This window comes from Faecalibacterium sp. An77, from assembly GCF_002161315.1.
Taxonomy (GTDB): domain Bacteria; phylum Bacillota; class Clostridia; order Oscillospirales; family Ruminococcaceae; genus Faecalibacterium.
In genome coordinates, this window is record NZ_NFHK01000018.1 from 1 (window position 1) to 26,986 (window position 26,986).

A 26,986-nucleotide genomic window follows, 5' to 3' on the forward strand; every position below is an offset into this window, starting at 1 on the left:
GGTTCAGGGGGGGTACTGGGGCGCTGGGGTTGGGTCTGCATGGCCAGCAGCCGGGCTTTCAGCTCATCGGGGGCCTTCAGCTCGTCCACCTCCATTTGATATTCAAACCATTTCATCCTCGATTTCCTCCTCCAGCATGGTATGTAGAAGGGCCCGCGCCCGGTGCAGCCAGCTGAGCACCGTATTGGTGGGTGCGCCCACCAGCCGCCCGATCTCCGCCGCCGTATACCCCTCGTAGTAGTGCAGATAAACGGCATTTCGGTAATGTTCGGGCAGGGCGCGCACTGCGTCCAGCACGCTGCCGTCGGCAGCCGCCGGCGCCGGCATGGTCTCATCCAGAGGGACATCCTTCTGGCTGGCCGCGCGGGTCAGATCATGGCAGCGGTTGATGGTTACCCGCAGAAGCCATGCTTTCAGGTGTTCTTCGCTGGAAAAGCCGCCGCGGTACCTCAACAGCTTCTCAAACACATCCTGAACCACGTCCTCTGCATCGGCGGTACTGCTGCAGTGATGCACTGCTGCACGGTACACCGTGTCACTGTATTTCTCCACCGCAAGGCGGAACAATTCTTCCTGACTGATACGCCACATAGTCGCTCCTTTACCGGCTTTGCAGGCCCTTTCACCTGAGATACGTTTTGCCCCTGGCAAATATTGCATCCAACCGCCGGTGTTTTTTATGGTGACCGCCCGGGCGGGTCCGGGCAGGCTGTTCGCTTGAATCCGGCTCTATTGTACCATCTCCTGTGGTACAGAGCAGGCGCTTTGCGCCGATTTTGCATCCATATCCTTTGGACATTATACCAAAGCCAGTCCGCGCAACGCGCGCACCTCTGGGTCAAATAGCTGCTTTCGCAGTTATTATACCGTGTCCGCCAAAGCGGACAAAAACCAATCCGCGCGCTGCGCGTACTTCTGGGTCAAATAGCTGCTTTTGCAGCTATCTTTTGCAGCTATTATACCATGGCCCGGCCCAAAACAAAAGGCCCCCGCTCCCTGAAAAGAACTGCCAGCCCAGCCAGCCCCTGCCTGCAAAAAAGCCAGGCCCGGGGGCCGGGTCTGGCTGTGCCGATGCAAAAGTGTCAGAACTGGGACCGCCAGCCCGCCTCAAAGGCCTCCTCGAAGGCCTGTTCGGCGGGGGTGTCGGGGGCCGGAATCTCCACCGTCTCCCCCGTCCAGGAGGACAGGTAGATGGCATTGGAGAGGGTCAGGCTCTTGCGGCCCTCCTCCCAGGGGGCCAGCAAGTCCCCGCTGCGGCCGGTGCGGACGCAGTCTGCAAAGTTCCGCAGCACATCCGCATAGGCGTCGGGGTCCTTCTCCATGGGATGGGTCTCCCAGTGGGCGGAGGGCTTCTCAAAGCCGGTACCGGGGGCGTTGCGGTACTCCAGCTCGGGGCGGTCCAGGCGGGCAATCTTGACCCCGTCGGGCTCGCAGACGATGAGGCCGTCGTCCAGGGCGATTTCCAGCCGGTTGACCCCCGGTGCCTCGCCGGTGGAGGCAGTGAACACGCCGGTGGCGCCGCCGGGCCATTCCAGATAGGCGGTGACCTCGTCCTCCACCGGGATGGGATGGTATTTGCCGTTGTGGCAGAAGGCCCGGGTCCGGGCCGGCATGCCGCAAATCCACTGAAGCATATCCAGATTGTGGGGGCACTGGTTCAGCAGGGTGCCGCCGCCGTCCTTCTCCCAGCTGCCCCGCCAGCCGCTGCCGGCATAGTAGGCGTTGGACCGGTACCAGTCGGTCACCGTCCAGCTCACCCGCTTCACCTTGCCCAGCTGGCCGCTGTGCACCAGCTGATGAATCATACGGTAGGACGGGAAGGTCCGCTGCTGGAAGATATACCCGCACACCAGCCCTTCGGGGCGGGCCTGTTCCATCTGGCGGGCCTGGCTGCTGCGGATGCCGGCGGGCTTATCGCTCAGCACGCACAGCCCCCGCTGCATGGCGGCCTCCGCCTGCTCCTGATGGAGCCGGTGAGGGGTGGCGATGATGACCGCATCCAGCGCCAGCTGTCCGGCGTCCACCGCCCCAAACAGGGCGTCCGCCGTGGGGTACACCGGCAGATCCTCCGGCAAAGTCAGGCCCCGGGCCGCCAGCATCTCGGACTTTACCCGGGTGACCGCCGCCAGGGCCATCCCCGGCACCTTCCCCGCCAGCAGCAGGCCCGCATACTGACTGCCCATATTTCCCATGCCGATGACGGCGGCGCGAAGGATTTCTTGTTCTCTCATGGTGCAAACGCCTCCCTTTTACTTCCAGATCCGGGGGCCGCTCTGGCGCTGATACCAGCCGCCGGACATCCCCTGCCCTGTGGTTTCCTGTTCCAGTCCCGTCCCGGGGGTCACCGCCGGGGACGTCATCAGCAAAGCCGTATAGGCGTCCTCCAGCGCGTCGGCCAGGGGGTAAATCTCCTCCCCTGTCTCCATGTACCGCTTCATCCCCACCAGCATCCGGGCGATGGCGGTTTCGTCCTCCGGCAGGCCGCACCGGCCGAAGGGCGGCGCATACAGTTCCCGGCCCCGGAAGGTGATGCCCAGCACCTCCCCGCCGGGGTCCTGGCGGATGTCCAGGGTGTCCCATTCGGGCAGGTTGGCCTGGTTGAGCCAGCAGACCTCCCGGCCGTCCAGCTCGCCCCGGGTGCCCCGCAGGCGGAGGGTCCGGGGCCGGATGGGGCTGCGGTACTGGTCGGACATAAAGTCATAGGACCCGGTACGGCCACTCTCATACTCAAACAGGGCCTGGCGCTGTTCCTTCATCACCACCCGGCCCTCGGTGAGGACCTCGGTGCGGGTGCGGGTGTCGGTGACCGGCACCAGGAAGGTATTGCCGGTGACGCGGAACTCCTCCCGGCCCAGGCCCAGCAGGCCCCGCAGCATGCCGGCGGCGTGGTAGTCGTGCATGGCCGACAGGTACGCCGACACCGGTTCCCCCAGCAGGCCGCTGTCCACCAGCCGCAGCACCGCGGTATAGTAGGGGTAGAAGCGATACTGTTCCGCCACCTGGACCCTGGCCCCCGCCTGCTGCATCCGCCACAGGGTGTCCAGCTCCTCCCGGGTGAGGGCGGCGGGGGTCTCGGACAGCACCCCGAACCCACGGTCCAGCCACTGGCGGACCACCGGGGCCATATTCTGCTTGCTCACCGCCGACACCACAAAGTCGGGGCGGCTGTCGACCACGTCCGCCTCCCGGGAGGTGGCGGGCAGGCCGTATTCCTGCCGGAGACGGGCCGCCTTTTCCTCGGTGCGGCAATAAAGGGCGGTGAGCTCAAACTGCTGGGGCAGGGCCTGGGCGATCCGCCCGTAAAACAGGGACCGCCAGCCCGAGCCGATGACGGCATACCGGATTTTCTGCATGGTGCGCTACCTCCTGCTTGTTCTCTAAAACGCGAAAAGGCCCCACAACGTGCTCGTTGTGAGGCCTCCTCTTGGAGCTGGTGACAGGAGTTGAACCTGCAACCCACTGATTACAAATCAGTTGCGCTGCCATTGCGCCACACCAGCAGAAGTGAATACGCAGATAGTATACCACTTTGCCGGCGCTTTGGCAAGGCAAACTTATTTCCCGGCCCCGGCACGGAGGGCGGCGTCCACCGCCGCAAAGTCCTCCAGCGTCAGCTGTTCGGGGCGGACCCGGGGGTCCAGGCCGGCGGCTTCCAGGGCCGCGGTCACCTGGGGCCGGGGAATTCCCAGGCCGGCGGCGATGGAGTTGGCGGCGGTCTTGCGGCGCTGGCCAAAGGCCGCCCGCACCAGGGCGAAATAGGCTTTTTCATCCGGCACCGACACGGCGGGGGTGGGGCGGATATCCATCCGCACCACCGCACTGGTGACCTTGGGGGCGGGATAGAAGCTGCCGGCCTGGACGCTGAACATCATCCGGGGCTGGGCAAAATACCGGACGGCGCAGCTGACCGCGCCGCTCTCCCGGGTGCCGGGCAGGGCCGCCAGCCGCTCGGCGGCCTCCTTCTGGACCATGACGGTGATGTTGTCGATGGGGAGCTTGTCCTCCAGCAGCTTCATGATGATGGGGCTGGTGATATAGTAGGGCAGGTTGGCGCAGACCACCACCTTCATCCCGGGGAATTCCTGGGCGGCCAGGGCCTTCAGGTCGGTCTTGAGAACGTCCTGCAGGACCACCTTCACGTTGTCAAAGCCGGCCAGGGTTTCCTCCAGCACCGGGGGCAGCCGCTTGTCCACCTCCACCGCCACCACCTTGCCGGCGCGGCGGGCCATCTCCTTGGTCAAAACGCCGATGCCGGGGCCGATCTCGATGACGCCGCAGCTGCGGTCGATGCCGGCGGCGTCCACAATCTTGGGCGGGACCCCCGGGTTGACGATGAAGTTCTGCCCAAAGCCCTTGGACAGGGCGAAGTCGTATTTCTCACACAGGGCGCGGATGGTGGCAAGGTCGGTCAGCTCCATAGGGGGTCTCCTCTCTCTCAAACCCACAAAAGACCTCCGGCGCGGGCCGGGGGTCTTTTGCAAAAACAAATTCTTCTCAGGCGGCTTCATCGCCGGAGGCAGCTTCGCTGGAAGCAGCCTCACTGGATGCGGCCTCGGTGGAGGCGGCCGAATCGGCGCCGGCGTCCTCCGCGGGAGTCTCAACCGCTGCGTCCTCGGGGACGGCCTCACTGGAGGCGGCCTCGCTGGCAGCGATCATGCCGCTGACGGTGGCGCTGCCGGTCATGGTCTGGGCGGTGCTGACCGCGCGCTGGACCTGGGGATCGGTGTCCAGGGTGAAGTCGTAGAAGGCGCCCTGTTCATCGCTGTTCAGAGCCCGCTCCACGTCCACCGTCAGGCCGGTGCCGTCAAAGCTCTCGCCGTTGGAGGCCACCAGCTTGGCCACTGTGACCACCACGGCGCTGCCGTCGCTCAGGCGCTGGGGGCTGCTCTGGATGGTGCCCTTGCCGTAGGTGGTGGTGCCCACCAGGCGGGCGCCGCTCATATCCCGCAGGCAGCTGGCGAACAGTTCCGCCGCGCTGGCGGTGTTGCCGTTCACCAGGCAGACCATGGGCAGCTCCACCACGCTGTCCCCGCTGCTGCTGCCCAGGGCCTCACGGGTGCCGTCCTTGGCCTCGGCCCAGGCCATGACCCCCTCGGGGCAGACCAGGTCGATGCAGTTGAGGGCGGCGTCCAGCAGGCCGCCGGCATTGTCCCGCAGGTCAAAGATCAGGCTGGCCGCGCCGGCGCTGCGCAGGCTGCGGATGGCGTAATCCAGCTCGCTGAGGGTGGTGGCGTCAAACTGGCGGATCTTGATATAGCCCACGTTGCCCGCCGTCATCTGATAGTCCACGGTGGTGGCGATATAGCCCGAACGGGTCAGGTCCACCGCCTGTTCGGTGGAGGTGGAGTCCAGCCAGGCGATATGCACCGTGGTGCCCGCCTCGCCCCGGAGCCGGGCCTGGATGGCGTCGGCGCTGCTGAAGGTCTTTACATCCTCGCCGTCAATGGAGATGATGTAGTTGCCGGCGGTGATGCCGGCCTCCTGGGCCGGGGAACCGTCGTAGACCTTCAGGACCTTGGCGTAGCCGGTCTGGTCCTGGGCCAGCTCCACACCAATGCCCATCAGGACGCCGTTCTGGATGTCCAGCAGCTCGGTGTAGGCCTCGGCGGTGTAGTACCGGGCGTAACGGTCGCCGGTGCCCACCAGGTAGCCCGCCGCGATGGTGTCATACAGCAGGGTCTCGTCGATGGTGTAGTAGTCATTGCTGCGGACGTAGCGGTCCAGCTCAGCAATCTTGCTGTACATGTTCTCTTTTTCCTTCACGTTGCTGACGGTGCTGTCAAACAGCCGCATGGCCAGCAGCATGGTGACCGAGAAGGTCACGGTCATGGCCAGGATGACGATGGTCAGCATCATCCCCACCGAGATTTTCTTATTCATCGGCGCCTCCTATCAGCCCAGCAGCATCGCAACGGTGCTGCCCAGCAGCGACAGTGCCAGCAGCCCTGCCAGGATGATGCACGCGACGCGCTGAAAGCGCTTGTGTTTATCGGTTTTCATACTTTCATACCGCCTCTCTGCGTTTTGGGATCAACTTAAATGGGAATATAACTGCGGGGGTTCACCCGTCCGGCGTTGGTCTTGCCCTGCCAGACCTCCAGGTGGAGGTGGTTGCCGGTGGAGTTGCCGGTGGAGCCCACATAGCCAATGACTTCGCCCTGGCTGACGTAGGTTCCCTGCTTGGCGGCAATCCGGCTCATATGGCCGTACAGGGTGGAATAGGCCTTGCCGTCGCTCATGGTGCCGTGGTAGATGACCACGTAGTTGCCGTAGCCGCCGGTGCTCCAGCCTGCCACCGACACATAGCCGCCGGCGGCCGCATAGATGGGCGTACCGCCCGGGGCGGCAAAGTCGATGCCGCCGTGGAGCTTGTACACACCGGTGACGGGGTTGGTGCGGTAGCCGTACTCACTGGAAATGCGGCTGTAGGTCTTGAGGGGGCAGATGAACCCGGTGAAACTCAGCTGGCTCTGGCTGGCGGCCGCCGACGAAATGATGGACTGAATCTGCTGCTGCACAGCCTCATAGTCCATTTCATCCGACTCGATGGCCTCCTGGGCCTCCTTCTGGGCGGCCGCGGCCTCGTCCTGGGTCAGCTGGGCCTGGGAGATGCTGGCGTTCAGCTCGCTCTGCTTGGCCTGCATCTGGTAGTTTTTGGCGTCCAGGTTGGCCTTTTGGGTTTCCAGGGCGGCCTTTTCGGTCTCCAGCTGCTTATAGTCGTTCTCCAGATCCAGCTTGGCGGCCTCCAGGTCGTCCAGCATCTGGGTCTCCTTGACCGAGATATCCTGCATCATCTCGCTGAAGGTCAGCAGCTGATACAGGTCGGTGACCGCCGACAGCATGGCCACGCTGCCGCCTTCCCGCAGCTCCTGCATGGCACCCATAAAGGTCTTGAAGTCGGCCCACTGGTTGTCAATGTCGATTTCCTTCTGGTCGATCTCGGCCTGTTTGGCGATGATCTCCTGTTCCTTCTGGCCGATGGCGTTCTGGACCTGGGCGATCTCACCCTTCAGCACCGAAATCTGGCTCTGGATCACGGTGACCTGCTGGCGCAGCTCCTCCTCCAGAGCGGCAGCGGCGCTCTCCCGCTTTTTGGCGTCGGCCAGCTCCTGACGGTGCTGGGCCATGCTGGACTGGATCTGTTCCAGCTGTTTCTGCAGGTCGGACACGCTGGTGGCCGAGGATGCCTGCGGCACGGCGCTGAGGGCCGTCATCAGGCAGAAGGCCGCCGTCAGCAGACTGACCGTCCGCAGCAGCCGCTCCTTCAGCCGGATTCTCTTTCCATGCTTCGCCGTCTTCACCAATGTCCCTCCTTTTGTTGTCAACACGTTGTCGCACCCGGTCATCAGACGTTCAGGTGCTTGCGGATCGAGAACAGGCTGCCCAGGCCGCCCACCACGGCGCCGCCGGCCACGCTGCTGGTGAGCACGGTGGACCAGACATCGTCCACCGGCACCAGCGAGGTGCCCAGCAGGATCTCCCACACGCCGCTCAGGCCGCTGGCGGCGCTGATGAGGTAGTAGTACAGACCCAGCACGCTGCTGGCCGACAGCACGCCGGCAATCAGGCCGATGGCCAGGCCCTCCATCAAAAAGGGCAGGGTCACCAGCCAGTTGGTGGCGCCCACGTACTTCATAATCTCGATCTCACGGCGGCGGGCAAAGACGCTCAGGCGGATGGTGCTGCCCACCGTGATGACGCTGACCACCATCAGCACCAGCACGAAGGCCCGGCCCATCCGGGTGACGCCCTCCTGGATCTGGACAAAGATGCTGCCCATCTCCACCGGGGCGGTGACTTTCACCACGCCGGGTATCGTCTCCATCTGGCTGCTGATCTGGTTCAGCTGGCTCAGGTCCGCCACCGTCACGCGGTAGTTGGCCTTGAAGGGGTTGTCGTTTTCAAACTCGTCCCAGAGGGCTGCATATTCCTCCATGTAGCTCTCGTAGGTGTTGAGGACGTCCTGTTTGGACATATAGCTGACGTTGGTCACGCCGCTGATGGCGGAAATCTGCTCCCCCACCGCCGCGGCGGTGGCGTCGTCGCAGGCGGGGTCCAGGAAGACCACCGTCTCGTTCTGGCGGCCCAGGTAGCCGATCATGCTGTCCACATTGACCTCCACCAGGCTGGCCATGGTGTTCAGGCTCATACAGACCGCCAGGGACGCCACACAGGCGATGGTCATGGCCCAGTGGGTCCCCAGGTTGCGCAGGCCGCGCCCGGTCAGAAATCCAAAAGTTGAAAGTTTCACAGGACTGCCTCCTCACGCGCAGCAGGCACATCCGAGACGATCCTGCCATGATTCAATGTAACAACACGCTGATGGAACCGGTGGACCAGCTCGTGCTCATGGGTGACCACCAGGACGGTGATGCCGGTTTTGCTCACCTGCTCCAGCAGCTCCATCATCTCGAGGCTCAGCTCGGGGTCGATGTTGCCGGTGGGCTCGTCCGCGATGACCAGCTTGGGCGCATGAACCAGGGCCCGGGCCACCGCCACGCGCTGCTGCTCGCCGCCCGACAGGTAGTCGGGGTAGCAGTTGGCCTTGTCCTCCAGGTGCACCAGCTCCAGCATATAGGGCACCCGCTCGTCGATCTCCTTTTTGGCGATGTTGGTGACGTGCATGGCGAAGGCCACATTCTCATAGACCGTCATGCTGGGAATGAGGCGGAAGTCCTGGAAGATAATCCCCATCTGACGGCGTATGTAGGGGATCTTGTGGCGGCGCAGGGCGGCGATGTCGTTGCCGTTCACATACACCTTGCCCTCGGTGGGGACAATCTCCCGCAGAATCAGCTTGAGCAGGGTGGATTTGCCCGCGCCCGAGTGACCCAGCAGAAAGACGAACTCACCCGGGTCGGCGCGGAAGTTGATGTCCTCCAGCGCCAGGCGGCCGCCCTTTTTGTATTCCATGGATACGTGTTCAAAATTCACCATTGGTATATCTGGCATGGGTATACGTCTCCGTTTTTCAGATTTTTTGCCCTGAGGCAGTCAAAAACAAGACCGGCCCCACGGTGGCCGCCGGCCGGTCCGCACCGGCGCGCCGGGCGCCGGGATACGTCTTTGGTTGAGCTGGGTCCCCGCCGACCTGTGGGCCGGGCAGGGGCCAGGCCGCAAAAGGCGGAAACCCCCTGCCCCGCACTCAGGGCATGAGGTCCCGCCCCCACGGGCGCCGCCGGGCGCCTTAATATTTGGCCGGGTTGTTGGACAGGTACTTCTTGACCATCAGCGCCACCTTAAAGACGATGGCGTCGTCAAATTCCCGCAGGTCCAGGCCGGTCAGCTTTTTGATTTTTTCCAGGCGGTAGACCAGGGTGTTGCGGTGGACAAACAGGCCGCGGCTGGTCTCGGACACGTTCAGGTTGTTCTCAAAGAAGCGCTGGATGGTGAACAGGGTCTCCTGGTCCAGGCTCTCGATGCTGCCCTGCTTGAAGACTTCCTTCAGGAACATCTCACACACGGTGGTGGGCAGCTGATAAATCAGGCGGGCAATGCCCAGGTTGTCGTAGCGGATGATCTGCTTCTCGGTATCAAAGACCTTGCTGACCTCCATGGCGATCTGGGCCTCCTTGAAGCTGGTGGCCAGATCCTTGACGTTGGAGATGGGGGTGCCGATGCCCACCACCGCCTTGATGTAGTGCTCACCCGACAGGGTGTCCACAATGCTGGCGGCCAGCTTCTCCATGTCGGAGCGGTCGATGCCTTTGCGGATCTCCTTGACCAGGACGGTGTCGGTCTCGCTGATGTTAAAGACGAAGTCCTTCTGCTTATCCGGGAACAGGCTGCTCACCACGTCGTAGGCCGAGATGTCGCCGCCCGACACCACGCGCACGATGAACACCACCCGGGACACATCGGTGGCAAAGTGAAGCTCCCGCGCCTTGGCGTAGATATCGCCGGGCAGGATGTTGTCCAGGACCACATTCTTGATGAAATTGGCTTTGTCGAACTTTTCGTCGTGATACTGCTTGATGCTCTGCAGGCTGATGGCAAGCACCGCCGCAAACTGAGCCGCCACTTCATCGGCGCCCTCCACAAAGACCGCATAGTCATTGTGCTTGGCGCTGGAGAACTGCTGATAGCTGTAACCGCCCCGGGCAAAGCAGTCCTTACCGGACACACGCTCGGCCACAAAGTCCTCCTGCACCTCGCCGATCAAATTCAGCTCAGAGCAGGCGATCACGGCACCGGTCTCATCCACCACACCGACCACACGGTCGATCGCGTCCTTCATCTGGTAGATCACGCTCTGAAATACTCTGTTGGCCATAAACGCATACCCCTTTTCCTCGATTGTGCGGGCCCGGGAAGCTCCGATTGGCATATTTCCACAATTTCGCCGCACTACAATCTATATTTTACACAAAAGAATTTACTTTTGCAACATATTTCACCAAAAAAGATTGGTTTCTCTTGGTGAAATTATCTCCCAGGGCATTTTTCGGGCCAAAAACCCCTTGAAAGCGTGATTCTGACCTCTATTTTATCTTGAAAATGTGATGCTTGTTTGAAAGTCTGGTGAAAGCCGGCCCTCACCGGACGGCAATTTCCGCCACTTCGGCGGCGGTCAGCTCCCGCCACTGGCCGGGGGCCAGAACGTCATCCAGCCAGACGCTGCCGATGGCCTCGCGGTGAAGGGCGTTCACGCCGGCCCCATAGACCCCGAACATCCGCTTGATCTGGTGGTACACCCCCTGGCGCAGCACCACCCGCACCGTCAGGCCGTCCGCCGACAGGGGCGTCACCTGGGCCGGGGACAGTTCCAGCCCGTCGGCCAGGGTGACCCCGGCGGCAAAGCCCTCGGCCATCTCCCGGGTAAGGGGGGTGTCCAGGGTGACCCGGTAGGTCTTGGGCACATGGCGCTTGGGGGCCAGGATGTCGTGGGCAAAGGCCCCGTCGTCGGTGAGCAGGACAAAGCCTGTGCTGGTTTTATCCAGGCGGCCGGCGGGGAACAGCTCCCGCCGGGGGTAGGCGCTGCGCACCAGGTCCACCACGGTGGTGTCCCGCCGGTCGCTGGAGGCGCTGACCACCCCCTCGGGCTTGTTCAGCATGATGTAGACAAAGTCCTGATGGGTGCGGCTCTGGCCGTCCAGGCCGATCTCGTCCACCTCGCTGACCTGCTGGTCGGGCCGCTTGCAGACGGCCCCGTTGACGCTGACCCGTCCGGCGCGAATCATCTCCCGGCTCTCGCTGCGGGTGCACTGGGCGGCCTCGGCAATGTACTTATCCAAACGCATGGGATCTGTTCCCCTCCTCTCCCGGGCGGCAGGCCCGGACCCGCCGGCGGTGCGGCGGGGTGTATTGTGCCTCTTATTGTATCATATTTTGGGGCGTTTGGGAATGAATACATTTTTCTTTCGGGCCAAAACCCCGCCGCCAGCCAAAACCCCCGCCTTCCCGAGTCGGGAGGGCGGGGGTGAGGGTTACGGGGTCTCCCAATTCAGTTTGGGCGGGGTTTTTTCATTTACAGGAGAAGTATACCAGCCGCCGGCGGCCTGGCTCAGACCAGCCAAGCTTTCATTGCCATCAAAGGCGGTCTTCCAGGTAACGGTGCTGCCGTCCACCTTGGTGGCATTGATATCGCTTTCAGAGTCTCCTATACCATGTGTCGGGCCGGTGCAGCTCCAGTAGCAGGCAGTGACAGTGCTATAGTTGAGGCCCACCACGCCGCCGGCGGTGCCGGATGTGGAGGTCACCGTGCCGGTGGCATAGCAGGCGGTGACGGTGCCGGTGTTGCCGCCCACCACGCCGCCGGCGTAGGTGTCGCCGGTCACATCGCCGGCGGCATAGCAGGCGGTGACGGTGCTGTAGTTGACGCCCACCACGCCGCCGGCGGTGCCGGATGTGGCGGTCACATCGCCGGTGGCATAGCAGGCGGTGACGGTGCCTCCGTCGTTCCAGCCCACCACGCCGCCGGCGATGTTGTCACTCTCCACCTTGCCGGTGGCATAGCAGGCGGTGACGGTGCTGTAGTTGACGCCCACCACGCCGCCGGCGTAGGAGGTTTTACCGGTGGCGGTGACGCTGCCGGTGACATGGCAGTTCTCGACGGCACCGAAGTTTTCGCCCGCCACCGCGCCGACGTAGCCGTCGGCATTGGTGCTGCTGACGATGGGGCTGTCCAGGGTCAGGTTTTGCACCTTGCCCTTCTCGCCGATATAGCCGAACAGGCCGGCGTAATCATCGCTGCTGCTGACGCTCAGCCCAAAGATGGTGTGCCCCTGGCCGTCAAAGGCGCCAGTGTAGGGGGATTGTCTGGTGCCGATGGGGGTCCATTCGCCCGTGATGGTGATATTACTGCCCAGGGTGCAGCTGGTGGAGGGGTCTGCCTTTGCCGCCTCGGCCCACTTCTGCAGGCCTGCGGCGGTGTAGACGGTGTAGGTGTTGGAGGCCTCATCATAGGTGTAGTCCGGCTTGGGCTCGGGGTCGTCCTTGTCGGGGGTGCCCGCCTTGAGCACCTCCACGTCCACCGCGATGTAATAGCCGCCCTCGGCCTCGATCATGGCCACCCGGGCGGTGTAGCTGCCGTCATCGGGCAGGGCGCCAAAGGCGCTGGCCCAGCCGTTGACGGCGCTGCGGGCTGCGGCGTCGGGGTCAGTACCGGGCTGGAACACCAGCTCCACCCCGTGGTCCCCCTGCCGGCCCTCCTCCAGCTGGCGCAGGGTCAGCCGGACGCCCGAGAGGTTCAGCTCCTCCACCAGGGCCGCCAATACCTCCTCCTGGGTGGAGCCGGCCGCGGCGGCCTTTTTGAGGGCGGCGGTGAGGTCGGGGTCCACCTCCACCGTGACATTGTTGTACATACCGCTGAGCAGGTCGGCGATCACCTGGGACAGGGCTTTGCTGCCGCCGCAGCCCGCCAGGAGGCTCAGCGCCAGCGCCGCCGACACCAGTAGCGCCGTCAGCTTTTTCATACAGGTCATGGGTTCCTCCTTTGGTTGGCATCCGAAAAGGTGTACTTTTCCAGGCAAGGGTGTTCGGACATCTGTCATGTAAAATTATACCAGAAAAAACGCCGGGCATCAATTCATTTAAAGCAATAAACCGGCCCCTTTGGGGTGTTCAAAAAGGTATACTTTTTTGAACGGACAGCCGGGCCGTGCAAAAACTGCTGAAACCAAAAAAGTCCCAGCCGGACGACATGTGCGTACGGCTGGGACACCTACAGGGAAATTTGCCGCAGAGAGTGTGCGAGGCCGCGAGGCCGAGTGCGCGGTTCTGCGGCAAATTTTGTCCCCAGGGGCAAACACAGCGACCGCGTCCTGTGGACGAAACAGGGAGCTGTGTTTGGCTGCGCAGCCGAGGCGCTGCCTGCGGCAGAAACAGCCGAGGCGGAGCAGGGGCCGCCGTCCAAATTTTCAAGCGGACTGCGTCCGGCGCAGAAAATTTGGGTAACGGCAACCCGGGGCAGCGCTCCAATTTTCGCAAGGGCGCACCTGCGGCCCGCCGGGAAAATTGGCCAAGCGCAAGAGGACAGCGGTCTGTTTTTTGCAAGGGCGCCGCGACGCCCGCCGCAAAAGCAGGGAACCGCAACCAAGGAATTTCTGTCACGCGCATGCGTGCAGAAATGGGTTCCCCCTAAAGCGTGTCGTTTTTCGACACGCTCAAACACCCCCCGCCCCAATCCGGGGCAGAGGGTGTTTTTTTATTTATACCGTTTCAGGCGGGCGGGATCAGACGCTCAGGTCGGCGTTCTGGTCCAGGGCCTCGGGGTACCGGGCAAAGATGGGCTGCAGCACATTGGCCAGGAACTCCTCCACCTGCTGGGGGGCGCGGCCCACAAAGTTCTCGGGGATGAAGCCGGCCTCGATCTCCTCGCGGGTCAGGCCAAAGGCCGGATCTCCCGCAATCCGCTCCACCATGTCGTTGGGCAGGCCCTCTTCCTTGACCTGCTTGCCGGCGGCGATGGCGTGCTGGCGCAGGCGCTCGTGGAGCTCCTGACGGTTGCCGCCCTTCTCCACCGCCTGCATCATGATGTTCTCGCTGGCCATGAAGGGCAGCTCGGCCATCAGACGGCTGCGGACCACCTTGGGGTAGACCACCAGGCCGTCGGTGACGTTCAGCATGATGTTCAGGATGGCGTCGGTGGCCAGGAAGCCTTCCGCCATGGCCACGCGCTTGTTGGCGCTGTCGTCCAGGGTCCGCTCAAACCACTGGGTGCCGGCGGTGAAGCTGGGGTTCAGCACATCCGCCATCAGGTAGCGGGACAGGGCGCAGATGCGCTCGCAGCGCATGGGGTTGCGCTTATAGGGCATGGCCGAGGAACCGATCTGGTTCTTCTCGAAGGGCTCCTCCATCTCCTTGAAGTTGGCCAGCAGGCGCAGGTCGGTGGCAAACTTCATGCAGCTCTGGCCGATGCCGGCCAGGGCGTTGAGGATGAAGGCGTCCACCTTGCGGCTGTAGGTCTGGCCCGACACCGGGATGACGGCGCTGGGATCAAAGCCCATCTCTTTGGCGATCTCGGCGTCCACGGCGCGGATCTTGTCGGCGTCGCCCTTGAACAGCTCCATGAAGCTGGCCTGGGTGCCGGTGGTGCCCTTGACGCCCCGCAGCTGCAGGGTCTCCAGGCGATGCTCGATCTCGCCCAGGTCCATCACCAGCTCATTGGCCCACAGGGTGGCGCGCTTGCCCACGGTGGTGGGCTGGGCGGGCTGGCCGTGGGTGTAGGCCAGGCAGGGCATATCCTTGTATTCCCTGGCGAAGCGGGCCAGCTTGGCCAGCACGCCCACCAGCTTGGTGCGCACCAGTTCCAGGCCCTGGCGCATCACGATGATATCGGTGTTGTCGCCCACATAGCAGCTGGTGGCGCCCAGATGGATGATGCCGGCGGCCTGGGGGCACTGCTGGCCATAGGCGTAGACGTGGCTCATGACGTCGTGGCGGACCAGCTTCTCCCGGGCGGAGGCCACATCGTAGTTGATGTCGTCCAGGTGGGACTCCAGCTCGGCGATCATGGCGGGGGTGATGTTGTCCAGGCCCTGGTTCATCTCGGCCCGGGCCAGGGCCACCCACAGGCGGCGCCAGGTGCGGAACTTATTGTCGTCCGAGAAGATATACTGCATCTCGTCCGAGGCATAGCGGGTGGAAAAAGGACTGATATAGCGGTCATGCTGAGACATTGGTTTCTCTCCTATCTGGCCCGGCCGGCTGGGGCCGGGCCCTGCAACGTCGAACCTTACAGGCGGAAGTAATCCACGCCGCCCTCAAAGATGGGCTGGAACTTGTCGCCGGTGACGTTCTCACACAGACGGTCGCCGCGGCGCTCCGAATGACCCATCTTGCCCAGGATACGGCCGTCGGGGCTGGTGATGCCCTCGATGGCCAGCAGCGAGCCGTTGGGGTTGTAGCGCTGGTCCATGGTGGGCTGGCCGTCCAGGCCGATGTACTGGGTGGCCACCTGGCCGTTGGCCACCAGCTGATCCAGAACCGCCTGGGGCGCCACAAAGCGGCCCTCGCCGTGGCTGATGGGCACCAGGAACTCCTCGCCCAGCTGGCACCGGCTCAGCCAGGGGCTGCCGGTGGAGGCGATGCGGGTGCGCACCAGCATGCTCTGGTGGCGGCCGATGGTGTTGAAGGTCAGGGTGGGGTCCTCCGCCGTGATGGGCCGGATATCGCCGTAGGGCACCAGACCCAGCTTGATGAGGGCCTGGAAGCCGTTGCAGATGCCCAGCATCAGGCCGTCCCGCTGGAACAGCAGGCGGCGGACCGCCTCGGTGACGGCCGGAGACCGGAAGAAGGAGGCGATGAACTTGGCGCTGCCGTCCGGCTCGTCGCCGCCCGAGAAGCCGCCGGGCAGCATGACGATCTGGGAGGCGTCGATGGCCTTGACCAGGGCCTCGCAGCTGGCGGTGACGTCGGCGGGGGTCAGGTTGCGGATGACCAGGATCTCGGGGTCTGCGCCGGCGGCACGGAAGGCCTTGGCGGTGTCATACTCGCAGTTGGTGCCGGGGAACACCGGGATGATGACCTTGGGCTTGGCCACGCCGATCTTGGGTGCGGCGGGCGGGGTAATCCTGCCCGAGATGGGCTCCACGGCGGGGCCGGCCTTCCGGTAGGGGTAGACGGGCTCCAGCTTGGACTCCCAGACCTCCTGCAGGGCGGCCATATCCAGGGTCTCGCCGCAGGCGGTGAAGGTGTAGTCGTGGACGGTGACGCCCAGCAGCTTGCCGGCGGGGGCGCCGGTGGCAATCTCCAGCACCAGAGAACCATAGGCGGGCTCGAACAGCTCCTCCATGGACATGTCGGCGATCATCTCAAAGCCCACATGGTTGCCCAGGCCCATCTTGAACAGGGCCTCGGCGATGCCGCCGTAGCCCACGGCGGAGGCGGACAGGACAATGCCCTTCTCCATCATCTGGGCGACGATGAAGTAGTTGGACTTGAGGGATTCAAAGTTGGGGGTGATGCCGTCCTCCTTGTAGAAGGGGCGCAGCAGCACCACCGAGCTGTGGCTCTTCTTGAACTCGGTGGAGACCACATGGTTGGTCTTGCCGATGGCGGTGGCGAAGGACACCAGCGTGGGAGGCACATCCAGGTCCTCGAAGGAGCCGGACATGCTGTCCTTGCCGCCGATGGCGCCGATGCCCAGGCCGATCTGGGCGTCCAGAGCGCCCAGCAGGGCGGCCAGCGGCTTGCCCCAGCGCTCGGGCTTGTCGCCCAGGCGCTCAAAGTACTCCTGGAAGGTCAGGTAGGCGTCCTCATACCGGAAGCCGGCGGCCACCAGCTTGGTGACGCTGTCCACCACCGACAGCATGGCGCCCTTGTACTGGTCGGCGCTCATGAGGTAGGGGTTATAGCCCCAGGCCATGCCCGAGCAGGTGGTGGTCTCGCCATCCACCGGCAGCTTGGCCACCATGGCCATCTGGGGGGTCAGCTGGTACGTGCCGCCGAAGGGCATCAGGACGGTGGCGGCGCCGATGGTGGAGTCAAACCGCTCGCTGAGGCCCTTCTTGCTGCAGACGTTCAGGTCGCCCACCATGGACTTCATCTTCTCGCCGAAGGTCTCGCCGGCCCACTGGGGCTGCCAGACGGTGCCCCGCTCCACATGGACCTTCTGGTGCTTTTCGGCGCCGTTGGAGTTCAGGAACTCGCGGCTGATGTCCACGATGGACACGCCGTTCCAAACCATCTTGAGGCGCTTTTCCTCGGTGACGGTGGCCACCACGGTGGCCTCCAGGTTCTCCTCCGAGGCCAGGGCGATGAACTTGTCCACATCCTCGGGGGCCAGGGCCACGGCCATCCGCTCCTGGCTCTCGCTGATGGCCAGCTCGGTGCCGTCCAGGCCCTCATACTTCTTGGTGACCTTGTTCAGGTCGATGAACAGGCCGTCGGCCAGCTCGCCGATGGCCACCGACACGCCGCCGGCGCCGAAGTCGTTGCAGCGCTTGATCATCCGGCAGGCGTCCTCACGGCGGAACAGACGCTGGAGCTTGCGCTCGATGGGGGCGTTGCCCTTCTGGACCTCTGCGCCGCAGCTCTCCAGGCTCTCATGGTTGTGGGCCTTGGAGGAACCGGTGGCGCCGCCGATGCCGTCGCGGCCGGTGCGGCCGCCCAGCAGGACGATCTTGTCGCCGGGGGCGGGGCACTCGCGGCGGACATGGCTGGCGGGGGTGGCGCCCACCACCGCGCCGATCTCCATCCGCTTGGCCACATAGCCGGGATGGTAGATCTCATCCACCTGGCCGGTGGCCAGGCCGATCTGGTTGCCGTAGGAGGAATAGCCGGCGGCTGCGGTGGTCACCAGCTTGCGCTGGGGCAGCTTGCCGGGCAGGGTCTCGCTGACCGGAACCAGGGGGTCCCCTGCGCCGGTGACGCGCATGGCCTGATAGACATAGCTGCGGCCGGACAGGGGGTCACGGATGGCGCCGCCGATGCAGGTGGCTGCGCCGCCGAAGGGCTCGATCTCGGTGGGGTGGTTATGGGTCTCGTTCTTGAACAGGAACAGCCAGTCCTGCTCCTCGCCGTCCACGTCGCACTTGATCTTGACGGTGCAGGCGTTGATCTCTTCGCTCTCGTCCAGGTTCTTCAGGATGCCGCGCTGCTTCAGGGCCTTGGCGCCGATGGTGGCCATATCCATCAGGCAGCGGGGCTTTTTGTCCCGGCCGGTCTCCTGGCGCAGGGCCATGTAGCGGTCAAAGGCGGCCTGGACCACTTCGTCGTCGATCTGGACGTCGTCCAGGATGGTGCCGAAGGTGGTGTGGCGGCAGTGATCCGACCAATAGGTGTCGATCATCTTGATCTCGGTGATGGTGGGGTCACGGTGCTCGCTGCGGAAATACTCCTGGCAGAACTTGATGTCGCCATAGTCCATGGCCAGGCCCTTTTCGGCGATGAAGGCCTTGAGGCCGGCCTCGTCCAGCTCACCAAAGCCGGTGAGGGTGGCCACGGCCTGGGGCACGGCGTAGGTCATCTTGAGGGTTTCCCGCACATCCAGAGAGGCCTCCCGGGCCTCCACCGGGTTGATGACGTACTTCTTAATCTCGGCCAGCTCGGCCTCGGTCAGGCTGCCTTCCAGCAGGTAGACCCGGGCCGACCGCACCAGCGGGCGCTCGCCCTGGCTGATGAGCTGGATGCACTCAGCGGCCGAATCGGCCCGCTGGTCAAACTGGCCGGGCAGGTACTCCACCGCAAAGGCTGCGCCCTCGTGGGCGGGCAGGGTATCATAGGTATTGTCCACCGGGGGCTCGCTGAACACGGTGTTGGCGCACTGGCGGAACAGCTCCTCCGAAATATCCTCGACGTCGTAGCGGTTGAGCAGCCGCAGGCCGGTCAGGCTGCGGATGCCCAGCAGGGTGGTCAGCTCATTCTGGAGCTGACGGACCTCGCCGTCGAAGCCCGGCTTTTTTTCCACATAAATTCTGTAAACCATAGGCTCATCTCCTCTGTACTGGATACAGCTTTTTATCCGTCCGGCCCCCGACGGGGCAGCCCGATTTCCATACCGGGCGGCCCGCAAGGGGTCCTTTTTTGCTTCTTGTCTTCCCTGCCGCCGGGGTTACTTCCGGGCCTCCAGGGCCTGGAGGGCCCGCCGGCCGATGTCGCTGCGGCGGTGGAGCTTGTCAAAGTGAATCTGGTCGGCAGCCTGATAGGCCTTGGCCAGGGCGGCGGGCAGGTCCCCGCCGGTGGCGGTGACGCCCAGCACGCGGCCGCCGGAGGTGACCAGCTTGCCGTCCTTGACGGCGGTGCCGGCGTGGTAGACGGTGACGTCCTCTGCGCCGGGCAGCTGGCCTTCGGTCAGGCCGGTGATCTCCTTGCCCTTCTCATAGCTGACGGGGTAGCCGCCCGACGCCAGAATGACGCAGGCCGCCGCGCCGTCCCGGAACTTCACCTCGGTGTCGGCCAGGGTGCCGTTGGTGCAGGCGTTCATGACGGTCAGCAGGTCGCTGTCCAGCAGGGGCAGCACCACCTGGGCTTCGGGGTCGCCGAAGCGGCAGTTGTACTCGATGACCTTGGGGCCGTCGGGGGTCAGCATCAGGCCGAAGTACAGGCATCCCTTGAAGGGGCAGCCCTCGGCCTCCATGGCCCGGATGGTGGGCAGGAAGATCTCCTCCATGCACCGCTGGGCCACCGCCGGGGTGTAGTAGGGGTTGGGGGCGATGGTGCCCATGCCGCCGGTGTTCAGGCCGGTGTCGTTGTCGCAGGCCCGCTTGTGGTCCATGGAGGACACCATGGGCTTGACCACCTTGCTGTCGGTGAAGCTGAGGACGCTGACCTCCGGGCCGGTGAGGAACTCCTCCACCACCACCCGGCTGCCCGATGCGCCGAACTTCTTGCCCAGCATGATCTCCTGGATGCCGGCCTCGGCGGCGGGCTCATCCTCGCAGATCAGCACGCCCTTGCCCAGGGCCAGGCCGTCGGCCTTGATGACCACCGGCCAGCGGTTTTGGGCCCGGATATACTCCATGGCCTTGGCGGGGTCGTCGAAGGTCTCATAGGCGGCGGTGGGGATGCCGTATTTCTTCATCAGGTTCTTGGAAAAGACCTTGGAGGCCTCGATCCGTGCGGCAGCCTTGTCGGGGCCAAAGGCGGGGATGCCCACCGCGGCCAGGGCATCCACCATGCCCAGGGCCAGGGGGTCGTCCTGAGCCACCACCACGTAGTCGAACTTTTCCTCCTGGGCGAAGGCCACCATGGCCTCCACGTCGGTGGCCTTGATGTCCTTGCATTTGGCGTCATAGCCGATGCCGCCGTTGCCGGGGGCGCACCAGATCTCACCGCAGTCCGGGCTCTTTTTCAGGGCGCGGATGATGGCATGTTCGCGGCCGCCGCCGCCCACTACCAGAATTTTCATCGCAGTATCCCTCCCCTTTCCGGCTCAGTGATGGAACAGCCGCAGGCCGCAGAAGGCCATGGCGATGCCGTACTTGTTGCAGGTATCGATGACCTGCTGGTCGCGGATGGAGCCGCCGGGCTGGACAATGGCGGTGACGCCGCTGCGGCGGGCCCGCTCGATGTTGTCGCCGAAGGGGAAGAAGGCGTCCGAGCCCAGGCAGACGCCGGTGACGTGGCTGAGGTACTCTTTCTTTTCCTCGGCGGTCAGGGGCTCGGGCTGGCGGGTGAAGGTCTCGGCCCACACGTCATCGCCGATGACGTCCTCGGGGGTGTCGCCGATGTAGACGTCGATGGCGTTGTCACGGTTGGGCTTGGAGACGTCGTCCCGGAAAGGCAGGTTCAGCACCTTGTCCATGTGGCGCAGCTGCCAGTTGTCGGCCTTCTGGCCGGCCAGGCGGGTGCAGTGGATGCGGCTCTGCTGGCCGGCGCCCACGCCGATGGTCTGGCCGCCCGAGACGTAGCAGACGCTGTTGGACTGGGTGTACTTCAGGGTGATGAGGCTGATGATCAGATCCCGCTTCTGCTCCTCGGTCACCTCTTTGTTCTCGGTGACGAAGTTGTTCAGCATGGTGTCGGCGTTGATCTCCAGCTCGTTGCGGCCCTGCTCAAAGGTGATGCCGTAGACCTGCTTGCGCTCGATGGGGGCGGGGCGGTAGGCCGGATCAATGGCCACCACGTTGTAGTTGCCCTTCTTCTTGCTGGCCAGGATGGCCAGGGCCTCGGGCTCATAGCCTGGGGCGATGATGCCGTCCGACACCTCGTGCTGAATCAGCTTGGCGGTGGGCACGTCGCAGACGTCGCTCAGGGCGATCCAGTCGCCGAAGGAGGACATGCGGTCGGCGCCGCGGGCCCGGGCGTAGGCGCAGGCCAGGGGGGACAGCTCCATGGCGGGGTCAATGTGGTACATCTTCCGCTCCACCTCGGTCAGGGGCAGGCCCAGGGCCGCGCCCGCCGGGGAGACGTGCTTGAAGGAGGCAGCCGCCGGCATCCCCAGAGCCTTTTTCAGCTCAAACACCAGCTGGATCGAGTTGAGGGCGTCCAGGAAGTTGATGTAGCCCGGGCGGCCGTTCAGGACGGTGACGGGCAGGTCCCCGCCGTTCTCCATATAGATGCGGCTGGGCTTCTGGTTGGGGTTGCAGCCGTATTTCAGAGCAAGTTCGTTCATTGCAATACCTCCGCGTTCAAATAAGTCATCCGGTTGAAAGGATGGGTTATTCCATTTCCTCGGGCAGGAGGGCAGGCTCCTCGGGGTCGTCCATCGAGCTGTCCACGGCTTCGTACTTGTTGTAGATCAGATCGCCGCTCTCGCCGCTCTCCAGGTCGATGACCCGGGCGAACAGGCTGACCTTGTTGTCCGGGTTCAGGTTCTCCCACAGGCCCTTGGCAAAGTCGCCCACCGTGCGGGGGCAGGCAAACCGCAAAGGCTCGCCCTCAAAGCTGGGGATGGGGTTGCCGTTGCACTTGTAGGTGCTGATGAAGTGGCCCTCCCCTGCCACCGGCTGGGGATAATCAAAGAAATAGCGCTGGACGCTGTCCCCGTTGCCGTCGGCGGACTTGAGAATGCTCATCTGGTAGCTGCCGTCGGCGTAGACCACCGCCGAGATGCGGGGGGTCCAGTTGGGGCCGTCCGGCTCAAAGGTGCGGGTGCGCAAAGCATCCGCAAAGCTCTGGCCGCGGCACATGCCGTCGTAGATGGTGTCGGTCTGGTCGCCGTTGGTGACGATATGGGTGGAGCCCAGGGTCAGCACCGGGTTATAGATGATGAGGCTGGGGTCCTCCAGCTTGGCGGGGTCGGCGGCCATGGTGCAGATGCCGCCCCGCTCGGGCAGCGGATCAAAGACGCGGTTGCGGCTGTTGGCGCTGCGGCCCATGATGAAGTAGCCGATGAATATCTGGCGTCCGTCGGGGGCCATGGCCACGGCAATGCCCCGGCCGGGATATTCGTTGTTCGCCAGGTAGGCGTTCAGGTCGATCTTTTCCATTTGCAGATTCCTCCTGTCATCACACGATCTCGCCGCTGCAGACCATGGCCACGGCCTGGGGCAGCAGCTTCCATTCGGCCTGCTCCATCACACGCTTCTGGAGCACCTCGGGGGTGTCCCCGGGCAGGATGTCCACCGCCTTCTGCAGCAGGATGGGCCCGCCGTCGCACTCCTCGTTGACAAAGTGGACGGTGGCGCCGGTGACCTTGCAGCCCCGGGCCAGGGCGGCCTCATGGGGCCGCAGGCCGTACATGCCCGGCCCGCAGAACGAGGGGATCAGGGCCGGGTGAACGTTGAGGATGCGGCGGGGATAAGCCTGGACCACGCTGGGGCCCAGCACCGACAGGAACCCTGCCAGCACCACCAGGCCGATGTCGTGGCTCTTGAGCACATCCAGCAGCGCCGCGTCAAAATCGGCGGCGGTGGCGTAGTCCTTGCGGCGGACCACACAGTGCTCCACCCCGGCCTTTTCGGCCCGCTCCAGGGCGTAGACCCCGGGCTTGGAGGCCACCACCAGGGTGATTTTGCCGTTGGGGTTTTCACCCCGGGCCTCGCTGTCCAGCAGCGCCTGCAGGTTGGTGCCGCCGCCCGAGACCAGAACCGCGATCTTTACCACAGTTCAACCCCCTCGCCCTCTGCGATGACGCCCAGGCGGTAGGCCTCCGGCTCGCCGTTGGCGTGGAGGATCTCCAGGGCCTTGTCTGCCTGATCGGCGGGAACGGTGAGGATCATGCCCACGCCCATGTTGAAGGTGTTGAACATATCACGCTCGGGAATGTTGCCGGCCTTCTGCAGCAGGGCGAACAGGCCGGGGGTGCGCACGTCGGATTTCTTGATCTTGGCGCAGCAGCCCTTCTTCAGGCTGCGGGGGATATTCTCGTAGAAGCCGCCGCCGGTGATGTGGGAGATGCCGCGGACGGCCACCTGCTCCAGAACGGCCAGAACCGGCTTGACGTAAATCTTGGTGGGGGCCAGCAGGGCCTCGCCCAGGGTGCGGCCCTCCAGCTCGGCGGGGGTCTCCTTCAGGACTTCGGGGTGGTTCTCCAGGTCAAAGACCTTGCGCACCAGGGAGAAGCCGTTGGAGTGGACGCCCGAGGAGGGCAGAGCCAGAATCACATCCCCCGGGACCATGGTGTTGTTGTCCAGGATCTTGCTCTTGTCCACCACGCCCACCGTGAAGCCGGCCAGGTCGTACTCGTCCTCGGGGTAGAAGCCGGGCATTTCGGCGGTCTCGCCGCCCACCAGGGCAGCGCCTGCCTGGACGCAGCCCTCGGCCACGCCCTTGACCAGGTCGGCGATCTTCTCGGGGACGTTCTTGCCGCAGGCGATGTAATCCAGGAACACCAGGGGCTTGGCGCCGGCGCAGATGACGTCGTTGACGCACATGGCCACGCAGTCAATGCCCACCGTGTCGTGCTTGTCCATCAGCATGGCGATGCGCAGCTTGGTGCCCACGCCGTCGGTGCCCGAGATCAGCACCGGGTGCTGGATGCCGGTGCAGTCCAGCTCGAACAGGCCGCCGAAGCCGCCCAGACCGCCGATGCAGTGTTCATTCATGGTGCGGCTGACGTACTGCTTCATCAGCTCGACCGAGCGATAGCCCGCGGTGATGTCAACGCCGGCTGCCTTATAGCTTTCCGAATAGCTCTTTTCCATGATTTACTCTCCTAACTTTTTCTCCCCCTTGGGCCGCTGGCGCAGGGGACGGTCGTGGATGTCGGTCGAGAGCACCACCTCGGGCTTGACGGCGTATTCGCCGGTGAAGCAGGCGGTGCAGAAGCCGCAGCCGGCCCCTTTGGCCAGCTGGACAACGTGTTCGGTGGACAGGTACCCCAGGGTGTCGGCGCCGATGATCTCATTGATCTGGTCGACGCTGCGGCCGGTGGCCACCAGCATCTTCTGGTCGGGGATATCGGTGCCGAAGTAGCAGGGGTACTTGAAGGGCGGGGCCGAAACCCGGAAGTGCACTTCCCTGGCGCCGGCGTCCCGCAGCAGCTTGATGATGCGGGCGGAGGTGGTGCCGCGGACGATAGAGTCGTCGATCAGGACCACCCGCTTGTCCCGGACGGTGCTGGCAATGACGTTCAGCTTGATGCGGACGCTGTTCTCCCGCTGTTTCTGGTTGCCCTGGATGAAGGTACGGCCGATGTACTTGTTCTTGATGAAGCCGATGCCGTAGGGGATGCCGCTGGCCTCGGCGTAGCCCAGGGCGGCGTCCAGGCCCGAGTCGGGCACGCCGATGACCACGTCGGCCTCCACCGGGTGTTCCTGGGCCAGGAACCGGCCGGCCTGCATCCGGGCCTCGTGGACCGAGCAGCCCTCGATGACGCTGTCGGGCCGGGCAAAGTAAATATACTCAAAGACGCACATCTGGCGGGGCTGTTTGCCGCAGTGTTCCCGGTTGCTGCGCAGGCCGTCGGGGCCTGCCACCACGATCTCGCCCGGCTCGATGTCCCGCAGGTAGGCCGCGCCCACGGCGTCCAGGGCGCAGCTCTCGCTGGCAAAGACGTAGCCGCCCCCCGGCAGGGTGCCGATGCACAGGGGCCGGTAGCCCCGGGGGTCACGGACGGCGATCAGCTTGGTGGCCGACATGATCACCAGGCTGTAGGCGCCGTCCAGCTGGTCCATGGTGGCGGCCACGGCCTGCTCGATGCTCTGGTGCTTGAGGCGGTTGCGGGTGAGCAGGTAGCAGATGACCTCGGTGTCGGAGGAACCATGGAAGATGGCGCCGTCGTTCTCCAGGGCGTTGCGCAGCTGGACCGCATTGGTCAGGTTGCCGTTGTGGCACAGGGCCATGGTGCCGCGGCCATGGCGGACAATCATGGGCTGGGCGTTGGCCCGCACACGGCTGCCGGCGGTGGCGTAGCGGACATGGCCGGTGGCCATGTGGGCTTCGGGCTTGTGGAGGGAGGCCATCACCTGGGGGGTGAACACTTCGTTCACCAGGCCCAGGTCCCGGTGGCCGGTGATGACGCCGTCCTCGTTGACGGCCATGCCGCAGCTCTCCTGGCCGCGGTGCTGCAGAGCATACAGGGCGGAGTACACCGCCACCGACACGTCCTCGGTGCCGGCCTTATCGTAAATACCAAAAACACCGCACTCCTCGTGGAGGGGGTATGCAAAATCAGACATTCTGGCTCCTTTGCTGTTCCGTAATATTCCGGTCGGGGGCGGCGCTTACAGGGCGGCCAGCTCCTGCTGAAGCTTCTCTTCCTTGGCGGCGATCTCGCGGCCCATCTTGGCCCGCTCCTCCTCCAGCCGTGCGGCCAGGCCCTCGTCCGACAGAGCCAGGATCTGGGCTGCCAGCCAGGCGGCGTTCTTGGCGCCGTTCAGGGCCACCGTGGCCACAGGGATGCCGCTGGGCATCTGGACGGTGGCCAGCAGGGCGTCCAGGCCGTCCATGGCGCCGCCCTTCATGGGGATGCCGATGACCGGCAGGGTGGTGTTGGCGGCAAAGGCGCCGGCCAGGTGGGCAGCCATGCCGGCTGCGCAGAGGATCACACCAAAGCCCGCCTCCCGCGCCTGCCGGGCAAAGGCTGCGGCCTCGGCCGGAGTGCGGTGGGCCGACAGGATGTGGGCCTCAAAGGGAATGCCCAGCGCCTTCAGCTGGCTGCAGGCACCCTTGACCACCGGCCAGTCACTGTCCGAACCCATGATAACGGCTACTTTACGAATCATACTCTTTATCCTCCATCCTTTTCCTGAAAAACGGGCCGAAGCCCCCAGCAAAACAAAAAAGGCTGTGATGCGGCTACACCACGGCCTTATTCTGCAACCAGGACGGTACGGCAAAGCACGGCGGGAGCATTCGGCGTCCGCCGGCTGAATCCCTTGAGCCAGAACAGCAGCGCCTGCGCGCCCTGCGGCTCAACCAAGCTCTTTGTCTGCAAGCCCATTGCACCGTCCATCCCCGGCGCCCCGCGGGACGCCTGTTTTTTTGCTGTCGGGAGCGCCGGGCGGCGCCCCTTCTCATCTACAGTGTACGGCAAACCGACGCCTTTGCAAAGGGATTTTACACAAATTCTCCCTTGTGTTTTACCTGTTCGGAGCACATTCGGAAAGTTTTGTGCAATTTCCCCACGTAAACTTACAATAGTACGACTTCTTTTTTACAAAGGGTCGGGCGGGGTGCGGGCTTTCTTTTTTTAAACAAACTGCCGTCAAATAAAACCGCATTTATTCCGCCGCACGGTGGGTGATGGCAGCGGTTTTGGCCTGGGCCGCCCGGATCAGATCGGCCGGGGCGCAGCAAATCTGCAGGCCGATCCGTCCCGCCGACACATACACTTTCTCCTGGGTCAGGACGCTGTCGTCAAACACCGTGACGTATTGTTTTTTCATCCCCACCGGGCTGCATCCGCCCCGGATGTAGCCGGTGACCTTGTTGATGTCGGCCACGTGGATCATGGCCACGCTCTTCTCCCCCACGCTGCGGGCCGCGGCCTTCAGGTCCAGCTCGGCCTCCACCGGGATGACGAACACGAAATAATTCCGGCTGGCGCCCTGGGTCACCAGGGTCTTGAACACACAGGCCGGGTCTTGCCCCATGCTGCGGGCTACCGTCGCCCCGTCCACAGCCACCCCTTCTTCGTGGGGGTACTCGTGGGCGGTATAGGCCACCTTGGCCTTTTCCAGCATCCGCATGGCGTTGGTTTTGGCTTCCTTTGCCATTG

At 64.2% G+C, this 26,986-nt stretch carries 22 protein-coding genes and 1 tRNA gene; all 23 read right to left on the reverse strand.

All coding sequences use genetic code 11. From position 1 onward, the window contains the following. Positions 1-102: 102 nt before the first annotated feature. The 23 genes from B5G28_RS07665 to ybaK all read right to left on the reverse strand — a co-directional run bounded on the left by B5G28_RS07665 (position 103) and on the right by ybaK (position 26,984). A complete protein-coding gene (locus B5G28_RS07665; protein ID WP_087247514.1) occupies positions 103-591 on the reverse strand; it encodes an RNA polymerase sigma factor in 489 nt (162 codons plus the stop codon). A 491-nt stretch (positions 592-1,082) separates the two neighbouring features. Then, complete coding sequence (locus B5G28_RS07670; RefSeq protein WP_087247516.1) at positions 1,083-2,231, reverse strand: Gfo/Idh/MocA family oxidoreductase; 1,149 nt, start codon at positions 2,229-2,231, stop codon at positions 1,083-1,085. 18 nt (positions 2,232-2,249) lie between these two features. Then, positions 2,250-3,353, reverse strand: coding sequence for a Gfo/Idh/MocA family oxidoreductase (locus tag B5G28_RS07675; RefSeq protein WP_087247518.1), 1,104 nt, complete (start codon positions 3,351-3,353; stop codon positions 2,250-2,252). Between the two features lie 72 nt (positions 3,354-3,425). Next, positions 3,426-3,500, reverse strand: a tRNA-Thr gene (locus tag B5G28_RS07680). A 54-nt stretch (positions 3,501-3,554) separates the two neighbouring features. Continuing rightward, positions 3,555-4,418, reverse strand: coding sequence for a 16S rRNA (adenine(1518)-N(6)/adenine(1519)-N(6))-dimethyltransferase RsmA (gene rsmA / locus B5G28_RS07685; protein ID WP_087247520.1), 864 nt, complete (start codon positions 4,416-4,418; stop codon positions 3,555-3,557). Between the two features lie 76 nt (positions 4,419-4,494). Beyond that, positions 4,495-5,880, reverse strand: coding sequence for a S41 family peptidase (locus tag B5G28_RS07690; protein ID WP_087247522.1), 1,386 nt, complete (start codon positions 5,878-5,880; stop codon positions 4,495-4,497). A gap of 155 nt (positions 5,881-6,035) precedes the next feature. After that, positions 6,036-7,301 (reverse strand): M23 family metallopeptidase, encoded by a 1,266-nt coding sequence (locus tag B5G28_RS07695; protein WP_242967514.1) that lies wholly within the window; start codon positions 7,299-7,301, stop codon positions 6,036-6,038. A gap of 44 nt (positions 7,302-7,345) precedes the next feature. After that, positions 7,346-8,251, reverse strand: coding sequence for a permease-like cell division protein FtsX (locus B5G28_RS07700; protein WP_242967516.1), 906 nt, complete (start codon positions 8,249-8,251; stop codon positions 7,346-7,348). Then, entirely contained in the window at positions 8,248-8,937 is a 690-nt protein-coding gene (ftsE, locus tag B5G28_RS07705) for a cell division ATP-binding protein FtsE (protein WP_087247526.1), read from the reverse strand. Before ftsE ends, B5G28_RS07700 begins: the two co-directional genes overlap by 4 nt. Positions 8,938-9,187: 250 nt before the next feature. Further along, positions 9,188-10,273, reverse strand: coding sequence for a helix-turn-helix domain-containing protein (locus B5G28_RS07710; protein ID WP_087247528.1), 1,086 nt, complete (start codon positions 10,271-10,273; stop codon positions 9,188-9,190). 262 nt (positions 10,274-10,535) lie between these two features. Continuing rightward, on the reverse strand, positions 10,536-11,240 hold the full coding sequence (locus B5G28_RS07715; protein ID WP_087247530.1) for a pseudouridine synthase: 705 nt from the start codon (positions 11,238-11,240) through the stop codon (positions 10,536-10,538). 186 nt (positions 11,241-11,426) lie between these two features. Next, positions 11,427-12,923, reverse strand: coding sequence for a GLUG motif-containing protein (locus tag B5G28_RS07720; RefSeq protein ID WP_087247532.1), 1,497 nt, complete (start codon positions 12,921-12,923; stop codon positions 11,427-11,429). Between the two features lie 750 nt (positions 12,924-13,673). Next, positions 13,674-15,119, reverse strand: coding sequence for an adenylosuccinate lyase (purB, locus tag B5G28_RS07725; protein WP_087247534.1), 1,446 nt, complete (start codon positions 15,117-15,119; stop codon positions 13,674-13,676). A 56-nt stretch (positions 15,120-15,175) separates the two neighbouring features. Beyond that, positions 15,176-18,868, reverse strand: a complete 3,693-nt coding sequence (locus B5G28_RS07730; RefSeq protein WP_087247536.1) for a phosphoribosylformylglycinamidine synthase — start codon at positions 18,866-18,868, stop codon at positions 15,176-15,178. Between the two features lie 126 nt (positions 18,869-18,994). Beyond that, positions 18,995-20,290, reverse strand: a complete 1,296-nt coding sequence (gene purD / locus B5G28_RS07735) for a phosphoribosylamine--glycine ligase (protein WP_087247539.1) — start codon at positions 20,288-20,290, stop codon at positions 18,995-18,997. A gap of 24 nt (positions 20,291-20,314) precedes the next feature. Next, a complete protein-coding gene (locus B5G28_RS07740) occupies positions 20,315-21,496 on the reverse strand; it encodes a phosphoribosylaminoimidazolecarboxamide formyltransferase (protein WP_087247541.1) in 1,182 nt (393 codons plus the stop codon). A gap of 46 nt (positions 21,497-21,542) precedes the next feature. Beyond that, positions 21,543-22,313 (reverse strand): IMP cyclohydrolase, encoded by a 771-nt coding sequence (locus B5G28_RS07745; RefSeq protein WP_087247543.1) that lies wholly within the window; start codon positions 22,311-22,313, stop codon positions 21,543-21,545. 19 nt (positions 22,314-22,332) lie between these two features. Further along, positions 22,333-22,929: a phosphoribosylglycinamide formyltransferase gene (purN, locus tag B5G28_RS07750; RefSeq protein ID WP_087247545.1), complete on the reverse strand. Its 597-nt coding sequence runs from the start codon at positions 22,927-22,929 to the stop codon at positions 22,333-22,335. Beyond that, positions 22,923-23,969, reverse strand: coding sequence for a phosphoribosylformylglycinamidine cyclo-ligase (gene purM, locus B5G28_RS07755; RefSeq protein WP_087247547.1), 1,047 nt, complete (start codon positions 23,967-23,969; stop codon positions 22,923-22,925). Before purM ends, purN begins: the two co-directional genes overlap by 7 nt. A 3-nt stretch (positions 23,970-23,972) precedes the next feature. Further along, a complete protein-coding gene (purF, locus tag B5G28_RS07760) occupies positions 23,973-25,445 on the reverse strand; it encodes an amidophosphoribosyltransferase (RefSeq protein WP_087247549.1) in 1,473 nt (490 codons plus the stop codon). A gap of 45 nt (positions 25,446-25,490) precedes the next feature. Further along, positions 25,491-25,991 carry a 5-(carboxyamino)imidazole ribonucleotide mutase gene (gene purE, locus B5G28_RS07765; RefSeq protein ID WP_087247551.1) on the reverse strand — a complete coding sequence of 167 codons (501 nt, stop codon included), beginning with the start codon at positions 25,989-25,991 and terminating at the stop codon, positions 25,491-25,493. A gap of 86 nt (positions 25,992-26,077) precedes the next feature. After that, positions 26,078-26,221: a hypothetical protein gene (locus tag B5G28_RS14685; RefSeq protein ID WP_158098879.1), complete on the reverse strand. Its 144-nt coding sequence runs from the start codon at positions 26,219-26,221 to the stop codon at positions 26,078-26,080. Positions 26,222-26,489: 268 nt separating this feature from the next. Continuing rightward, positions 26,490-26,984, reverse strand: a complete 495-nt coding sequence (ybaK, locus tag B5G28_RS07775) for a Cys-tRNA(Pro) deacylase (RefSeq protein ID WP_087247555.1) — start codon at positions 26,982-26,984, stop codon at positions 26,490-26,492. Positions 26,985-26,986: the final 2 nt, after the last annotated feature.

What these genes read in the sequence shown, in the direction of transcription:
- B5G28_RS07715 (WP_087247530.1), bottom strand. Translation starts at nt 11,240, where the DNA reads ATGCGTTTGGATAAGTACATTGCCGAGGCCGCCCAGTGCACCCGCAGC.
- B5G28_RS07675 (WP_087247518.1), bottom strand. Translation starts at nt 3,353, where the DNA reads ATGCAGAAAATCCGGTATGCCGTCATCGGCTCGGGCTGGCGGTCCCTG.
- purM (WP_087247547.1), bottom strand. Translation starts at nt 23,969, where the DNA reads ATGGAAAAGAGCTATTCGGAAAGCTATAAGGCAGCCGGCGTTGACATC.
- B5G28_RS07745 (WP_087247543.1), bottom strand. Translation starts at nt 22,313, where the DNA reads ATGGAAAAGATCGACCTGAACGCCTACCTGGCGAACAACGAATATCCC.
- ybaK (WP_087247555.1), bottom strand. Translation starts at nt 26,984, where the DNA reads ATGGCAAAGGAAGCCAAAACCAACGCCATGCGGATGCTGGAAAAGGCC.
- B5G28_RS07720 (WP_087247532.1), bottom strand. Translation starts at nt 12,923, where the DNA reads ATGACCTGTATGAAAAAGCTGACGGCGCTACTGGTGTCGGCGGCGCTG.
- B5G28_RS07710 (WP_087247528.1), bottom strand. Translation starts at nt 10,273, where the DNA reads ATGGCCAACAGAGTATTTCAGAGCGTGATCTACCAGATGAAGGACGCG.
- purF (WP_087247549.1), bottom strand. Translation starts at nt 25,445, where the DNA reads ATGTCTGATTTTGCATACCCCCTCCACGAGGAGTGCGGTGTTTTTGGT.
- purB (WP_087247534.1), bottom strand. Translation starts at nt 15,119, where the DNA reads ATGTCTCAGCATGACCGCTATATCAGTCCTTTTTCCACCCGCTATGCC.
- B5G28_RS07690 (WP_087247522.1), bottom strand. Translation starts at nt 5,880, where the DNA reads ATGAATAAGAAAATCTCGGTGGGGATGATGCTGACCATCGTCATCCTG.
- B5G28_RS07665 (WP_087247514.1), bottom strand. Translation starts at nt 591, where the DNA reads ATGTGGCGTATCAGTCAGGAAGAATTGTTCCGCCTTGCGGTGGAGAAA.
- purD (WP_087247539.1), bottom strand. Translation starts at nt 20,290, where the DNA reads ATGAAAATTCTGGTAGTGGGCGGCGGCGGCCGCGAACATGCCATCATC.
- B5G28_RS07670 (WP_087247516.1), bottom strand. Translation starts at nt 2,231, where the DNA reads ATGAGAGAACAAGAAATCCTTCGCGCCGCCGTCATCGGCATGGGAAAT.
- rsmA (WP_087247520.1), bottom strand. Translation starts at nt 4,418, where the DNA reads ATGGAGCTGACCGACCTTGCCACCATCCGCGCCCTGTGTGAGAAATAC.
- B5G28_RS07730 (WP_087247536.1), bottom strand. Translation starts at nt 18,868, where the DNA reads ATGGTTTACAGAATTTATGTGGAAAAAAAGCCGGGCTTCGACGGCGAG.
- purE (WP_087247551.1), bottom strand. Translation starts at nt 25,991, where the DNA reads ATGATTCGTAAAGTAGCCGTTATCATGGGTTCGGACAGTGACTGGCCG.
- B5G28_RS07740 (WP_087247541.1), bottom strand. Translation starts at nt 21,496, where the DNA reads ATGAACGAACTTGCTCTGAAATACGGCTGCAACCCCAACCAGAAGCCC.
- B5G28_RS14685 (WP_158098879.1), bottom strand. Translation starts at nt 26,221, where the DNA reads ATGGACGGTGCAATGGGCTTGCAGACAAAGAGCTTGGTTGAGCCGCAG.
- ftsE (WP_087247526.1), bottom strand. Translation starts at nt 8,937, where the DNA reads ATGGTGAATTTTGAACACGTATCCATGGAATACAAAAAGGGCGGCCGC.